Genomic DNA, 14,233 nt, shown 5'->3' with positions numbered 1-14,233 from the left:
CCTTAATCCGATCCCTCAGCCGATCCCTCAAGCCGATAACTCGCACGCATCTGATGACGCGCGCCCAGTCGATCAAGAAAGCTCTCAAACAGGACAAAGCTGCCGACGTCCCACGGTGGCAGTGACAGGTCCTTGTGGGCTGCCAGCCAGTCGCGCAACACGCGCTCCGGCACCTCGGGCCGGCAACGCGCCAAGGTCAGATGCGGCCAGAAGCGCCGGCCTTCAGGCGCAATTCCTATCGTCTCCAGCGCCCCGCTGATCGCCTCGAACAGCGCCAGCAGCGGCGGCGAATCTGCCAGCCCTGCCCAGAGAATGGCGCCCTGCCTGCCACGGAAACGGCCCACGCCTTGCACTTGCAGCGACATGGGCGGAAACGTGGGCGGAACCATGGCCGCACGCAGCGCCGCGTCGATCCGCGCAGCCGTCGGTTCGTCCTGCTCGCCCAGGAAGCGCAGTGTCAGGTGCAATTGCGTGGGCGGCGTGGGCCGGATGCCGCGTTGTGCCGGCACCAGGCGCAGCAGGTCGGCCGCCAGCGCGGGCGGCATCTCGACGGCAACAAACAGCCGCGCCACGTGTTTCCCCGGTCGTGTCAGTCCAGGGCCAGCGCCACCTGACGCGGCGCCATCGCCTGCATCTGGCCCGGATGCAGCACGCCTTCCAGCGTCAGCAGTGCACGCTTGCGGTCGACGCCGCCCGCGTAGCCGGTCAGGTCGCCGGAGGCACCCAGCACGCGATGGCACGGGACGATGATCGACAGCGGATTACGCCCGACGGCGCCACCCACCGCACGCGCATGGCTCGGCGGCAGGCCCAGCCCGGCCCCGAGTTGTCCATACGTCGATGTTTCGCCGAACCCGATGTCGCACAGCGCCTGCCAGATGCGTTGCTGAAACGCGCTGCCAACGAGCCGGAACGGCACCGAGAACACATGCAGCGCGCCGTCGAAATAGGCGTTGATCTCGTCCGCAGCCTGATCCAGAACACGTGCGTCCGCGGCGGACGTCGCCGGGGATGGCTGTGCCTGGCCGGGGTAGTACTTCTGTCCGGCGAAGAACACGCCGGTCAAGGCGCCCGCGTCGGCACGCAACAGGATGTTGCCCAGCGGACTGTCGATGATTTGATGGCTGCTCATGCCGCCTCCTGCTCGTCTATATCGCTACCCTGAAGCTTGATGGCTTCGTAGCGGTGCCACAAATGGATTGCCGCGTAGGCGCGCCACGGCGCCCATCCGGCGGTTATCGCCTGCATCTGCCGGACCGTGTCGACGCCCAGTACCTTGCGCAACGCGTAATCGGTACCTGGAAACGCGTCAGGCCAGCCTAGCGCGCGCATGGCAACGTATTGCGCCGTCCAGTCCCCGATGCCGTCGATCGCACGCAACTGCGCCACGGTGGCCTCGGGTGGCGCGTGCGGATCGAGGTCGATCTCACCGGCTGCCACCGCACGGGCCAGCGCGCGGATCGTCCGCGCCTTCGTAGCCGTCACGCCGGCTGCCCGGTAGTCCGCGTCGGGCAGCGAGGCCAGTGCCGGCGCGGTCGGAAACACATGCGCCAGCGGCGCCATGCCAGCCGGTGTGGCCAGCCCCGCCAGCGCCGCGTCGGGCAACGGTTCGCCGGCAACCTGCGTCAGCCGCGCCAGGATACGCCGCGCCTGCACCACCGGAATCACCTGACCGACGATCGCCCGCACCGCTATCTCGAATCCATCGAACGTCCCGGGCAGGCGCATGCCAGGCGTCTGCGCGGCCAGATCGCCCAGGTGCGCGTCGACGATATCGGGCCGGCAGCCGAGATCGCAAAGCCGGCGCACCTTGCCCAGCGCCTGCGGTATCACGTGCGCAAGCGTGCCGGACAGCGTCACCCGCACAACCGCGCGTTTGGCCACATGCTCCAGCCGCACCCAGCCGATATGGCGATGGCCGCCCGCATCGATCGCCAGCGTGCGCGTATAAACCTCGCCCTGACACTGCTCGATCCCGTCGACGGCCCGCACGCCAAGGAATCCGAGCAGCGCGGACCACGCCAGCGGAGGCCGGTAACCGAGTTCGAATACCAGCCGGTCCGCCATGCCGTCGGCAGCGCGCTTGCGCATCGCCAGCGGCGTCAGGCCATAGCGGTCCTTGAGCACATCGTTGAACCGCCGCACGCTGCCGAAACCAGCGGCCAGCGCCACTTCCATCACGGGCAGCCCGGTGTCGGTCAGCAGCCGCTTGGCCAGCAGCAACTTCTGGGTCTGTGCGTACTCATGCACGGAGACGCCGAATTCCGCATCGAACAGGCGGCGCAGGTGCCGCTCGGTCACGCCGATGCGCGCAGCCAGTTGTGCCACGCCGGCACCGGCCATGAAGCCTTCGTCAATCAGCGTGGCCGCGGCCTGCGCCAGGCGTCCCGAGATGTCGGCCAGCCCGTGGCCCGGCGCCAGTTCGGGCCGGCAGCGCAGACACGGGCGAAAGCCGTTCTTTTCGGCCGCCGCGGCCGTCTCGTAGAACGTGCAGTTCTCGCGCTTCGGCGTGCGCACCGCGCAGATCGGCCGGCAGTACACCCCCGTCGACGACACGCCGACGAAGAAGCGTCCGTCGAAGCGTCGGTCGTGCGAGGCAACGGCCTTGTAGCAGGTATCGGGATCGAGTTCCATGCCGTGCATCCTACGCCTTTGCGGCAAGACAAACCCGCTGGAATCGGACATTCGCCTCGCGGCCGTGCCCGCTGTCCCGGCGCTGAGTGGAGCCGGAATGTCCCCGATTCTGAAAGTGCACCGGGACGCGGTTTTCGCCGCCCCGGTACGGATAGAATCCTTGCAGACGGCCTTGCAACGCCGTCCTCGGAGAATCCATGCATCGTCGTCCTGCTGCCGGTTTCGTCACCGGTGCCGCCTGTGCCCTGTTGGCCTGCCTGATCACCGTTTCCGCGCCCGCCATGGCTGCGCGGCCTGGCACCTATGTGCCGCCGCCCGCCGCCGCGCCAGTCGTTCACGCCACGCGCGTGACCACCGTGGAAGGCATCACCGAGTACCAGTTGCCAAACGGCCTGCGGATCCTGCTTGCACCCGACGACGCCCAGCCGACCACAACGGTGAACATGACCTACCTGGTCGGCAGCCGGCACGAGAACTACGGCGAAACGGGCATGGCGCACCTGCTGGAGCACCTGATGTTCAAGGGCACGCCGTCGTTGCCGGGCAGGACGATTCCCACCGAATTCGCGCGTCGCGGCATGCAGTACAACGGCACAACCGCGCAGGACCGTACCAATTACTTCGAGACCTTTGCGGCCAGCGAGGACAACCTCGACTGGGCGCTGCGCATGGAAGCGGACCGCATGGTCAACAGCTTCATCGCACGCAGTGACCTCGACAGCGAGATGACGGTGGTCCGCAACGAGATGGAGATCGGCGAGAACAATCCGATGCGGATGCTGCAGCAGCAGATGTATGCGGCAGCGTATCGGTGGCACAACTATGGCAAGACGCCGATCGGTGCGCGCAGCGACGTGGAGCGCGTCGGCATCGAGAACCTGCAGGCGTTCTATCGCCGTTACTACCAGCCTGACAACGCCGTGCTGGTGGTGGCAGGCCAGTTCGACCCCGCACGCACGCTGGCGCGCATCGAGCAGGCGTTCGGGCCGATTGCGCGGCCCACGCGCGTGCTGCCCCCCGAGCACACCGTGGAACCGGCGCAGGAAGGCGCCCGGGAACTCACGCTGACGCGCCCGGGTGACAGCAGCATCGTGGCCGTGCTGTATCACGTGGCGCCCGGCGCGCATCCCGATACGACGGCGCTGGGGCTGCTCTCCGTCATCCTTGCCGACACGCCGGGCGGCCGGCTTGAACACGCGCTGGTCGATACCCGCAAGGCTGCATGGCAGATGTCGTCGTTCGACGCGATGAAGGACCCCGGCGTGATCCTGTTCGCAGCCGGAACCAGCAAGGACCGGCCAATCGAGCCCGTGCGCACGGCACTGCTGGCGGAGATAGAAGGACTTGCCGCGCATCCCGTCACCGGGGAGGAACTCGAGCGCGCACGCGTTCGCATGCGCAACGGCTACGAGAAAATTCTCAATGATCCGGCGCGCTATGGCGTTGCGCTGTCCGAGGCCATTGCCAAAGGGGACTGGCGCCTGCTCTTCATCGGCCGCGACCGCGTGGAGACCACTACGCTCGAAGACGTCCAGCGCGTGGCGGACAACTACCTGCGCCCGACAAACCGCACGGTCGGCGAGTTCCTGCCCGGGGACAAACCCCAGCTCGCCAGCATTCCGCCCGCGCCTGACATCGCCACGCTGGTCAGCAACTACACCGGCAAGGCCGCCACACAGGCCGTTGCCACGTTCGACCCGAGCCCGGCCAATATCGATGCCCATACGCTGCGCCAGACGCTGTCGAACGGCATGGAACTGGCCCTGCTGCCCAAGCCCACGCGCGGTGAAGCCGTCAATGGCACGCTGATCCTGCGGCTGGGCAATGCCCAAGCGCTGCAAGGGAAGACTGCAATCGGCACATTGACCGCCAGCATGCTGGACCGGGGCGCCGGCGCGTTCAGCCGCCAGCAGATTGCTGACCGGCTCGAGGCGCTCAAGGCCAATGTGTCGATCTCCGGCAACTCCGAACGGCTGACAGTCCGGTTCGAGACGCGGCGCGCCTATCTGCCCGACCTGCTGGCGCTGCTCCGTACCGTGCTGCGCATGCCCACCTTCCCGTCCGCCGAACTGGAGACCCTGCGCGCCAGCAGCATCGCGGGCATCGAAAGCCAGCGCCGCCAGCCCAATGCGCTGGCGCCCAATGCACTGGGCCGCCACGGCAATCCGTACCCGCCCGATGATCCGCGCTATACGCCAACCTTCGACGAAAGCGTGGCCGACCTCAAGGCCGTGAAGCTGGCCGAACTGCGCGATTTCCACGCCAGCTTCTACGGTGCGGAGCACGCGCAACTGGCCATCGTTGGCGACTTCAACGCCGACGATGCCGTCCGGCAGGCACAGTTCCTGTTTGGCGACTGGCGCGCCCAAGTCCCGTTCGACCGCGTGGACCGCCCGTTTATCGCCATTCCTGCTGCCACGTTCACGCTCGATACGCCGGGCAAGGCCAACGCGGTCTACCTGGCATCGCAACCGATAGACCTGCTCAGCGATTCGCCGGACTACCCGCTGATGCTGATTGCCAGCCGTGTGCTGGGTGGCACAGGCATGCGCAGCCGCCTGGCCGACCGGCTGCGGCAGCAGGACGGCATCAGTTATGGCGTGTCGAGTTCGCTGTCGGTCGGCGCGCTGGATCGCGCTGGCCGCTTCGCGCTGTGGGCCGTGTATGCACCGCAGAACCAGGCGCGCCTGCATCGGGCTGTCGATGAGGAAATGCAGCGCTTCGTGCGCAATGGCATTACCGCCAGCGAATTGTCCGAAGCGGTCAGCGGCCTGCTGCAGCAGGGCCTGATCAGCCGTTCGCGTGATGGCCTGCTTGCCGGGGCGCTGGCAAACCAGCTCTATCTGGGCCGCACCATGGCCCATACGGCGGAAGTGGAGGATCGCATCCGCACGGCCACGCCGGAAGCCGTCAACGACGCGATCCGCCGTTACCTCGGCGCAGACACCCTGACCCAGGCATTCGCCGGAGACTTTGGCTCTGGGGCGGCCAGCACGGCGCCCCCGGAAACACAGCCGGCCACGGCCCCCGCCGCAGCCCCGGCCGAAGCCGTCAAGCCGTGAGCGGGCGTAACGACACCAACAAGACCAGCCTTGAGGACAGCCACCGAGTACTGTATATTCATACAGTGCTTATTGAAACCAGAGGTATGGATGTCGATTGTGCGAGCTGGCAGCAAGGCAGAAGCGCTCAGGCTTCTGGCCTCGAATCCGATGCGTGCGCTTGAGCTGGATTACGAGACCGGATGGCAGGACGCCATCGAGCTTGGACGGCTGGGGGAAAGTCGCGGCGTCAGGGTGCAATATCGCGGACAGGAGAGCATCGCCGTCCGCTCTTGCGACGCCCTGATCGAAGGGCTTGGCAAACCCAAGACGACATTCCGGCAACGCAACCTGTATTGCCAGTTCGATCTTGGCACGCTGGCCAACCATCAACTACTGGAACTCGAAGCCAAGGCGAGCCGCCTGGGCGACTACATCCTGGCCGGCCACCTGCTGCGCGACGTCGACAGCATCTGGCACTGACGGCTGGTTGAAGCCGCCTCTGTCCCGGCGTCCGCCGCAGCTTCCGCGGCCCTGCGCTGCCGCAGGGCAGTCGCCAGTGTTATTGCCAGATCCGCGTCGCACCGGCCCAACGCGCGGCCGCCGATGTGTGCATCGGCACATGATCGGACCCGGTGGCCCCGGTGGCCGATGTAGCCGATGTGGCCTCGGTGCCGTCAATTGCCGTACAGCACAGCACGGCTGTCACCAGCGTCTTGATATTCCCTCGCCCCGATTCGGCGAGCGCAGCCAGCCGGTCATACCCATCCAGCACGATCAGGCTGTCGCCAGCCTGCGGATGCATTTCCAGCGTGTAAAGGTGATCGCACTCGCATTGCATCCGGCCGCCCGATACCGCAACGACGATCGCACTGGGAAGGGCCAGGCCGGACCCTCGAACCGAGGCCAGCAGCCGGTCCAGATGCGCTTGCGCGCGATAGTCGCGCGCCGAATGCGACGGCTCCCGGCCATTGCTCAATGCCATCAGTTCGTCCGGGGAGACGACCAGCGTGTACGCCTGCAGCGCCGTCCGATACGTGGCCACCACGGCGCGCAGCCGGTGCACAGCGGGGACATCGATCCGGGACACTGCCGACTGCTGCCCCGCCGTGACCGGCCGCCAAGGGGCCGCTACCTGGAACTTGCTCATCCTGTCTCCTGTCGCCCTCTGACCCGTCGCGCAACCTCTTTAGTGCCTGGAGGCCGTTTCAGAATGAAGCGCAGCGGTTCTCAAACGCCCTCTTAGTTGCGCACTTAGTTGCGCACTCAGTCGCGCAGCAGATGCTTGGCGATGATGACCTGCTGGATCTGGGTGGTGCCTTCGTACAGGCGCAGCAGACGCACATCGCGATAGAAGCGCTCTGCCGTGTATTCGGCGATATAGCCCGCGCCGCCGTGAATCTGCACCGCACGGTCCGCCACGCGCCCGACCATCTCCGTGCAGAACATCTTCGTGCACGAAGCCAGCATGCTGACTTCGGGGTCGCTCTTGCCGACCGGCTTGGCGTCATAGCGCTGCGCGCAGTCGCGCATCATCGACAGGCCCGCATAGAGTTCCGCCTGGCTGTCGGCCAGCATGCCCTGGATCAGCTGGAAATCGCCGATCGGCTTGCCGAACTGCTTGCGCTCCTTGGCATAGGCCACGGCGTCGGTGATCAGGCGATGCGCCATGCCGCAGGCCAGTGCGGAAAGATGCAGTCGGCCGCGGTCGAGCACCTTCATCGCCGTCTTGAAGCCCACGCCCGGAACGCCGCCGATGATGTTGGCGGCCGGCACGCGAGCATTCTCAAGCACCACGTCGCAGGTCTTGGTGCCGCGCTGGCCCATCTTCTTGTCCGGCTTGCCCAGCGAAATGCCCGGGGTATCGGCCGGCACGATGAATGCCGAAATCCCCGAGGCGCCCGGACCTCCGGTACGCGCCATCAGCGTGAACGCGCCCGCGCGCGGTGCGTTCGTGATGAAACGCTTGGTGCCGTTGATGATGTAGTGGTCGCCGTCCAGTTCGGCGCGGGTCTGCAGCGACGCAGCATCGGAGCCGGCGTTCGGCTCGGTCAGCGCAAACGAGATGATCAGGTCACCGCTGGCGATCTTCGGCAGATAGGCCTGCTTCTGTTCCTCGGTGCCGTCCATCAGGATGCCCTGCGAACCGATGCCAACGTTGGTGCCGAACACCGAACGGAATGCGAACGCGGTATGGCCCAGGTCATAAACGACGTCGCATTCCTGCGACATCGACAGGCCAATGCCTCCGTAGCTCTCGGGAATCGAAATGCCGAACAGGCCCATCTCCTTCATGTCGGCCACGATATCGGCGGGCACGTCGTCGAGTTCCTCGAGCGTGTCCTCAGCCGGCTTCAGGCGGTCGTCAATGAAGCGCTGCACGGAAGCGCGCAGCAGGGAAAAGGATTCGGCGTCGAGGGCCATGGCAGTCTCCGGTCAATCAGATCCAACAGCAATGGCCGCCAATGGTACGCGGATGGACGATTTTGACAATCCACGACAACTTGGACAGAACCGATAACAAATTTTGACAATTGTTATCGAGTTAGATATTCATCACATTTCTTTTTGGCCAGTGACTCGCGCGTATATCCGTAGCTCAGCTTGAGCTGATGCTCGACGGCATCGGCCTGGTCGAGGCACGAGAACACGATGTCGTCCTTGTACTTCTGCGTCACGCCCTTGAGCCGCGGTGCATCGTACGAAGTCTGCCGCGCGCGGCAGCGCAGGAAGAGCAGCGTTTCTTCCGAAGCCGTGCGCAGTTGCTCCCGGTCGATCCGTTTGCATTGCACAAGATCGGGTTCGGCCACCGCCAGCATGGGCGATAGCAGCAATGGCAGCAGAACCGGCAGGGTTCGCAGGATTCGCAAAACGGGCATCAGCTAGGCTTCGACAAGGCTTTTGAAAGGAGCGGGGGGCACAATCCGGCAAGCATCATTGCGCAGCCTGCGGTGCCACGCAAGCTGCCCGGTCAAACGCAACGGACGGCAGTGACGGGCGGCGGCGGGCGGAGCGGCGATTCGCTGCCCCCGGGCGCCCCGCGCATTCGAAAACACAATTCACCAAGCAGGACAATGATCCGCAAGCCCAGCGCGGACAAGGCCCCCGCAAGGCATGTGTACGAGCGCTCGGTGCACGTCGTCTGTGCAGTCAATGATTTCCGAGTTACGCTAACCGGGCACACGGGCCCGATGAGCGGCAGCCCCCGCCTGGTGCCGGCTTTCAAGTCGCGCCAGGTCGCCGCACAACGCGCCCGCCTCTATCCAGCGGCAAGCCCCGCCGCCAAGAATCAGAAGGTCCTATGACAGACACTGCCTCCCCCGCCACCACCGGCACGGCACCCTCCCCGGAAGAAGTCAAAAAGCGCATCTTCGCGATCGTTGCCGCTTCGTCCGGCAATCTCGTGGAATGGTTCGACTTCTATGTCTACGCGTTCAGCGCGATCTATTTCGCGTCGTCGTTCTTCCCGAAGGCTGACCCCACCGCGCAGCTTCTGAACACCGCCGGCGTGTTCGCGGCCGGCTTCCTGATGCGGCCGATCGGCGGCTGGCTGTTCGGCCGCCTCGCCGACCGCGCCGGCCGCAAGCACTCGATGGTGATCTCGGTCACGATGATGTGCTTCGGCTCGCTGATGATTGCCTGCCTGCCGACGTATGCCGCCATCGGCAACTGGGCGCCGGCGCTGCTGCTTGTGGCGCGGCTGCTGCAGGGCCTGTCGGTCGGCGGCGAGTACGGCACCACCGCCACGTACATGAGCGAAGTCGCGCTGAAAGGCCGGCGCGGCTTCTTCTCGTCGTTCCAGTACGTGACGCTGATCGGCGGCCAGTTGCTGGCCGTGCTGGTGATCGTGATTCTGGAGCAGTTGCTGACCGAGGCCGAACTCAAGGCCTGGGGCTGGCGCATTCCGTTCGTGGTGGGCGCTGTCACCGCCGTGGTGGCCCTGCTGCTGCGCCGCACGCTGCATGAAACGACCACCGCACAGTCGCGCAACGCCAAGGGCGCGGGCACCGTGGGCGAGATCTTCCGCCACCACAAGGCTGCGTTCTTCACGGTGCTGGGCTACACGGCCGGCGGCTCGCTGATCTTCTACACGTTCACCACGTACATGCAGAAGTACCTGGTCAACACCGCCGGCATGCCGATCAAGACCGCCAGCTACGTGATGACGGGCTGCCTGTTCCTGTACATGTGCATGCAGCCGCTGTTCGGCGCGCTGTCCGACCGCATCGGGCGCCGCAACAACATGCTGCTGTTCGGCGCGCTTGGCGCGCTGGCCACGGTGCCAATCCTGACGACGCTCAAGACCGTCAGCAGCCCCGAAATGGCACTTGTGCTGATCTGCGTGGCGCTGGCCATCGTCAGCTTCTACACGTCGATCAGCGGCATCGTGAAGGCCGAGATGTTCCCGCCCGAAGTGCGGGCACTCGGTGTCGGGCTGGCGTATGCGGTGGCCAACGCCATCTTTGGCGGCTCGGCCGAGTACGTGGCGCTGGGCCTGAAGTCGATCGGCCACGAAAGCACGTTCTACTGGTACGTCACCGCGATGATGGTGGTGGCCTTCCTGGTCAGCCTGCGCCTGCCGCGCCAGGCCAAGTACCTGCACCACGAACACTGAACTGCCGCGGCCACCGGCCGCACTCGCGGCAAACAGTGGCAAACTGAGGGGCCTTCGGGCCCCTTTTCATTTGCCTGCGCCCTCGCCGCCTCATCGCCGCATCGCCCCATCGTCCCCATCGCCATGGATCTCAACGCCCTGCGCCTGTTCGTCGATATTGTCGACGCCGGCAATCTCAGCGCCGCCGCCCGCAAGCTCAAGATGACGCGCGCCAACGTCAGTTACCACCTCAAGGCGCTGGAAGAAGAGTTGGGCGTGCAGTTGCTGCGCCGGACCACGCGGCACGTGGAGCCCACACCCGTGGGCGCCGGGCTCTATGAGCACGGCAGGAACATCCTTGGCGAAGTGGCCGCGGCCAATGCGCTGATCAGCAGCATGGGCAAGAGCCTGCAGGGCCATGTGCGGCTGTCGGTACCCACCGGCCTGGGTCACTCGATGATCTCGCCGCTGCTGGTGCAGTTCAAGCAGCGCTATCCCGATATCACGCTCGACGTCGTGTTCGACAACCGCATCCACAACCTCGTCTCCGAAGACGTGGAAGTGGCGCTGCGCATCATTTCCACGCCGCCCGATTCAGTCGTCGCCACCGAGATAGGCGCCGTCGACTGGGTGATTTGCGCGGCACCATCGTACCTGGCGGGCCGCACGCGGCCTGCGGCACTGGCCGACCTGACAGAACACGCCGTCGTTTGCGCATCGCCGATCGGGCAGAAGCTGAAGGTGTCGGGCACGCGCCATGGCACCGTCGAGCGCGAGCAGGTCGTACTGGAACCCACGCTGACTTCCGAAAACTTTGCGTTTCTCAAGGATGCCGTGGTCGGAGGACTGGGCATCGGCATCTCGCCCTACTACGCGGTTGGGTCGGAACTGGCGGCCGGCACGCTGGTATCGCTGCTGGACAACTACCGCATCAGCGCGTTCGGCAGCAGGCTGTACATGCTGACGATGCCCAACCGCTACCAGACCATGGCCACGCGCTACCTGCTGACCTTCCTGAAAACCGAGTTGCAGGCGATCTGGCCTCACGTGCGCGCCGCCAGTGCCTATAGTGAGAACACTCGGGACTAAACTGCGCGTGGGCGCGTAGGAAGGAAGGCAATCATGGCAATGGCAGGCACCCTGGCTGGCCGGCTCAGCCGAATGAACAGCCAGTTCGATATTATTCGTCACCCCTACAGCCTCAGCAGCATGGCCACTGCACAGGCTGCCCATGTACCTGGAAACCGTCTGGCCAAGACCTTGTTGCTCGAGGACGAAGGCGGCTATGTGGCGGTTGTGATTCCTTCGAGTCACCACCTGCAGATGTCAGCCATCTGCGAAATGACGGGCCGCAAGCTGGTGCTCGCGCACGAGGATGAAATCCGCGAAGTGTTCAAGGATTGCGACCTTGGCGCCATCCCGCCTTGCGCGATGTCGTACGGCATGAAGACCTATGTGGACGAAAGCCTGATGGGCGAGCCGGAAATCTGGTTCGAAGCTGGCGACCACATGGAGCTGGTGCACATGGCGCGCGACCAGTTCATGACGTTGATGAGCGATGCGGAAAGCGGCAACTTCTCCCGCCGCATGATGTAACCCTTGAATGTAACCCCTGATGGCATCAGGGGCCCGGCAGCGTCGCCGCCACGGCGGCGCTGTCGTCTTTCAGGTCTACCCCGGACCGGCCAAGCGCCACCGCGCCCCGCATCAGGAACACGAGCCGATCGGCCGCTTCCGCGTAGGACAGTCCCTCCGGCCGCACGTTGGAAATGCAGTTGCGCTGGGCGTCCGTACGCCCCACGCGCGGATCGAACGTCAGGTAGACCCCAAGGCTGTCCGGCGAGCTGAGCCCCGGGCGCTCGCCGATCAGCATCACCACCTGCCGCGCCCCAAGCCGCTCCCCAATTTCATCGCCCAACGCCACGCGTGACTGCCGCGCGATGACGATCGGGCCGACCTGCCAGCCCTGCAAACGCGCCAGCACGGCCTGCAGCAGCGGCAGCGCATGACGCTGCGCGGCAAGGGCGGACAGGCCATCGGCAATCACGAACACCACATCGCACGGCGGCGCCGACGCAACGATCCGCGCACGGCTGTCTGCATCGAGCTGCCGCCCCAGGTCCGGCCGGCGCAGGTACTGGTCGCGATTCTGCGCGGCGCTATGCACGTGCACAACCTCAGGTCCTGCCTGGCCTGCCTGGCGCAGCGCGGCGTCCAGCGCCGCCTCCAGTGCGGCGGCATCGAGCGGCAGGTGCACCGCATCGCGCGCCTGCGCGTGAGCCAGTCCGAACGCCAGAATCGTTTCGGTCTTCTGCGCATGGCCGGTGCGGCCAATCGCGACGCGGGCGCGCGTGAACTGGCGCAGGCGTGTCCATGGATCATCGGGTCTGGCAGGTATGTCCGGCATGACGTCTCCTGTCCGCTCAAAGCGTGTCCGCCATGGTCAGCAGCGCCTGGCGCGTGCCCGCCTCCAGCAGCCGCCCGCCGGCATCGACGATTCCCATCTTCTGCAGCCACTGCTCGAACTCGGGTGCGGGCCGCAGGCCCAGTATCTCGCGCAGATACAGCGCATCGTGGAACGACGTGCTCTGGTAGTTCAGCATGATGTCGTCGGCGCCCGGCACGCCCATGATGAAGTTGACGCCCGCCACGCCGAACAGCGTCAGCAGCGTGTCCATGTCGTCCTGGTCGGCTTCCGCGTGATTTGTATAGCAGACGTCGCAGCCCATCGGCACGCCCAGCAGCTTGCCGCAGAAATGGTCCTCCAGCCCGGCCCGGATAATCTGCTTGCCGTCGTAGAGATACTCGGGACCGATGAATCCGACCACGGTGTTGACCAGCAGCGGCTCGAACCTGCGCGCCACCGCGTAGGCGCGCGCTTCCATGGTCTGCTGGTCCACGCCGTGATGGGCATTGGCCGACAGCGCGCTGCCCTGGCCGGTCTCGAAGTACATCACGTTGTGCCCCAGCGTGCCGCGCCGCAGCGACAGCGCTGCCTGCCGTGCCTCGTCAAGCAGCGCCAGCGAGATGCCGAATGCTTCGTTGGCCGCCTGGCTGCCGGCCACGGACTGGAACACCAGGTCGACCGGCGCACCCTGCTCCATCGCGCGCAGCGTGTTGGTGACGTGGGTCAGCACGCAGGATTGCGTCGGCACCTCGTATCGGCAGCGAATCTCGTCGATCAGTTCCAGCAGAGCAACGATCGAGCCAAGATTGTCGCCAGCCGGATTGACGCCGATGGTGGCATCGCCGCAACCGTAGAGCAGCCCGTCGACAATCGACGCGGCGATGCCGCGCCGGTCATCGGTGGGATGGTTGGGCTGCAGCCGCACCGCAAGCCTCCCGGGCAGCCCGATCGTGCAGCGAAAGCGCGTGACCACCCGGCACTTGCGCGCCACCGCCACCAGGTCCTGGTTGCGCATCAGCTTGCTGACAGCCGCCGCCATTTCCGGCGTGATGCCGGGCGCCACGCGCGCCAGCGTGGCGGTGTCGGTCTCGGACCGCAGCAGCCAGTCGCGGAACGCGCCAACGGTCAGGCCTGAAAGCTCGGCAAACGCCTGCGCATCGTGGCTGTCGACGATCAGGCGGGTGACCTCGTCGTCCTCGTAGGGAATCAGCGCCTCCGACAGGCAATGCGCCAGCGGCATGTCGGCCAGTGCCATGCGAGCCGCCATGCGCTCTTCCTCGCTGGCGGCGGCGATCCCGGCCAGCGCGTCGCCGGACCGGGCAGGGCTGGCCCTGGCCAGCAGCGTGCGCAGATCGGCGAATACGTGCCGGCGCGCGCCGACGGTGTGCGTAAAGGCCATGCGTGCGGTCTCCTCTGGGCGCTCTGGGCGCTCTGCGCGCTCCTCTCGGAACTTCAATATAGGCCAGCGACGCAAGTTTCACGCCTGCGGCGTCCGCGGTGATTGTCTCGTCATGCTGTCTTGCCATTGTTACGCGCGCCATCGACAATCTGGGCGAT

Annotated in this window: 13 protein-coding genes; 5 read left to right on the top strand and 8 right to left on the bottom strand. The window is 65.8% G+C overall.

The annotated features are described in order from the left end of the window. Positions 1-2: 2 nt before the first annotated feature. Genes thpR through B552_RS0115105 form a run of 3 tightly spaced genes read right to left on the bottom strand, consistent with a single transcriptional unit; the run spans position 3 to position 2,634 of the window. Positions 3-572 (bottom strand): RNA 2',3'-cyclic phosphodiesterase, encoded by a 570-nt coding sequence (gene thpR, locus B552_RS0115115; protein ID WP_019449873.1) that lies wholly within the window; start codon positions 570-572, stop codon positions 3-5. Between the two features lie 17 nt (positions 573-589). Continuing rightward, a complete protein-coding gene (locus B552_RS0115110; protein ID WP_019449872.1) occupies positions 590-1,132 on the bottom strand; it encodes a methylated-DNA--[protein]-cysteine S-methyltransferase in 543 nt (180 codons plus the stop codon). Then, entirely contained in the window at positions 1,129-2,634 is a 1,506-nt protein-coding gene (locus B552_RS0115105; RefSeq protein WP_026035682.1) for an AlkA N-terminal domain-containing protein, read from the bottom strand. Before B552_RS0115105 ends, B552_RS0115110 begins: the two co-directional genes overlap by 4 nt. A 197-nt stretch (positions 2,635-2,831) precedes the next feature. Here B552_RS0115105 and B552_RS0115100 point away from each other — a divergent pair, with 197 nt between their 5' ends. Both B552_RS0115100 and B552_RS0115095 read left to right on the top strand, forming a co-directional pair. Then, positions 2,832-5,696 (top strand): pitrilysin family protein, encoded by a 2,865-nt coding sequence (locus tag B552_RS0115100; protein ID WP_019449870.1) that lies wholly within the window; start codon positions 2,832-2,834, stop codon positions 5,694-5,696. A 90-nt stretch (positions 5,697-5,786) separates the two neighbouring features. Beyond that, a complete protein-coding gene (locus B552_RS0115095; protein ID WP_019449869.1) occupies positions 5,787-6,158 on the top strand; it encodes a hypothetical protein in 372 nt (123 codons plus the stop codon). A gap of 79 nt (positions 6,159-6,237) precedes the next feature. Here the strand turns inward: B552_RS0115095 and B552_RS0115090 are convergent, their stop codons facing one another. From B552_RS0115090 to B552_RS0115080, 3 genes are all read right to left on the bottom strand, one after another. After that, a complete protein-coding gene (locus tag B552_RS0115090) occupies positions 6,238-6,825 on the bottom strand; it encodes a hypothetical protein (RefSeq protein WP_019449868.1) in 588 nt (195 codons plus the stop codon). A gap of 116 nt (positions 6,826-6,941) precedes the next feature. Continuing rightward, on the bottom strand, positions 6,942-8,099 hold the full coding sequence (locus B552_RS0115085; RefSeq protein WP_019449867.1) for an acyl-CoA dehydrogenase family protein: 1,158 nt from the start codon (positions 8,097-8,099) through the stop codon (positions 6,942-6,944). Positions 8,100-8,212: 113 nt separating this feature from the next. Beyond that, positions 8,213-8,554, bottom strand: a complete 342-nt coding sequence (locus tag B552_RS0115080) for a hypothetical protein (RefSeq protein ID WP_019449866.1) — start codon at positions 8,552-8,554, stop codon at positions 8,213-8,215. A 422-nt stretch (positions 8,555-8,976) separates the two neighbouring features. Here B552_RS0115080 and B552_RS0115070 point away from each other — a divergent pair, with 422 nt between their 5' ends. The 3 genes from B552_RS0115070 (at position 8,977) to B552_RS0115060 (ending at position 11,865) form a co-directional block, all read left to right on the top strand. After that, entirely contained in the window at positions 8,977-10,290 is a 1,314-nt protein-coding gene (locus tag B552_RS0115070; RefSeq protein WP_019449864.1) for an MFS family transporter, read from the top strand. Between the two features lie 123 nt (positions 10,291-10,413). After that, a complete protein-coding gene (locus B552_RS0115065) occupies positions 10,414-11,358 on the top strand; it encodes a LysR family transcriptional regulator (protein WP_019449863.1) in 945 nt (314 codons plus the stop codon). Positions 11,359-11,391: 33 nt separating this feature from the next. After that, positions 11,392-11,865 carry a YbaK/EbsC family protein gene (locus B552_RS0115060; RefSeq protein ID WP_019449862.1) on the top strand — a complete coding sequence of 158 codons (474 nt, stop codon included), beginning with the start codon at positions 11,392-11,394 and terminating at the stop codon, positions 11,863-11,865. A gap of 25 nt (positions 11,866-11,890) precedes the next feature. Here B552_RS0115060 and eutC read toward each other — a convergent pair whose 3' ends face one another. Both eutC and B552_RS0115050 read right to left on the bottom strand, forming a co-directional pair. After that, positions 11,891-12,676, bottom strand: a complete 786-nt coding sequence (eutC, locus tag B552_RS0115055; RefSeq protein ID WP_019449861.1) for an ethanolamine ammonia-lyase subunit EutC — start codon at positions 12,674-12,676, stop codon at positions 11,891-11,893. 16 nt (positions 12,677-12,692) lie between these two features. Next, positions 12,693-14,075, bottom strand: a complete 1,383-nt coding sequence (locus B552_RS0115050; RefSeq protein ID WP_019449860.1) for an ethanolamine ammonia-lyase subunit EutB — start codon at positions 14,073-14,075, stop codon at positions 12,693-12,695. Positions 14,076-14,233: the final 158 nt, after the last annotated feature.

The organism is Cupriavidus sp. BIS7 (assembly GCF_000292345.1).
In the GTDB taxonomy this organism is placed as follows: Bacteria; Pseudomonadota; Gammaproteobacteria; order Burkholderiales; family Burkholderiaceae; genus Cupriavidus.
Note: the sequence above shows the minus strand (reverse complement) of the source record. Positions and strands in the feature narration are given on the sequence as shown.

Bases quoted from the DNA above. Each gene is read 5' to 3' on its own strand.
- B552_RS0115100 (WP_019449870.1), top strand. From the start codon at position 2,832: ATGCATCGTCGTCCTGCTGCCGGTTTCGTCACCGGTGCCGCCTGTGCC.
- B552_RS0115065 (WP_019449863.1), top strand. From the start codon at position 10,414: ATGGATCTCAACGCCCTGCGCCTGTTCGTCGATATTGTCGACGCCGGC.
- B552_RS0115095 (WP_019449869.1), top strand. From the start codon at position 5,787: ATGTCGATTGTGCGAGCTGGCAGCAAGGCAGAAGCGCTCAGGCTTCTG.
- B552_RS0115080 (WP_019449866.1), bottom strand. From the start codon at position 8,554: ATGCCCGTTTTGCGAATCCTGCGAACCCTGCCGGTTCTGCTGCCATTG.
- B552_RS0115070 (WP_019449864.1), top strand. From the start codon at position 8,977: ATGACAGACACTGCCTCCCCCGCCACCACCGGCACGGCACCCTCCCCG.
- B552_RS0115105 (WP_026035682.1), bottom strand. From the start codon at position 2,634: ATGGAACTCGATCCCGATACCTGCTACAAGGCCGTTGCCTCGCACGAC.
- B552_RS0115110 (WP_019449872.1), bottom strand. From the start codon at position 1,132: ATGAGCAGCCATCAAATCATCGACAGTCCGCTGGGCAACATCCTGTTG.
- B552_RS0115090 (WP_019449868.1), bottom strand. From the start codon at position 6,825: ATGAGCAAGTTCCAGGTAGCGGCCCCTTGGCGGCCGGTCACGGCGGGG.
- B552_RS0115085 (WP_019449867.1), bottom strand. From the start codon at position 8,099: ATGGCCCTCGACGCCGAATCCTTTTCCCTGCTGCGCGCTTCCGTGCAG.
- B552_RS0115050 (WP_019449860.1), bottom strand. From the start codon at position 14,075: ATGGCCTTTACGCACACCGTCGGCGCGCGCCGGCACGTATTCGCCGAT.
- eutC (WP_019449861.1), bottom strand. From the start codon at position 12,676: ATGCCGGACATACCTGCCAGACCCGATGATCCATGGACACGCCTGCGC.
- B552_RS0115060 (WP_019449862.1), top strand. From the start codon at position 11,392: ATGGCAATGGCAGGCACCCTGGCTGGCCGGCTCAGCCGAATGAACAGC.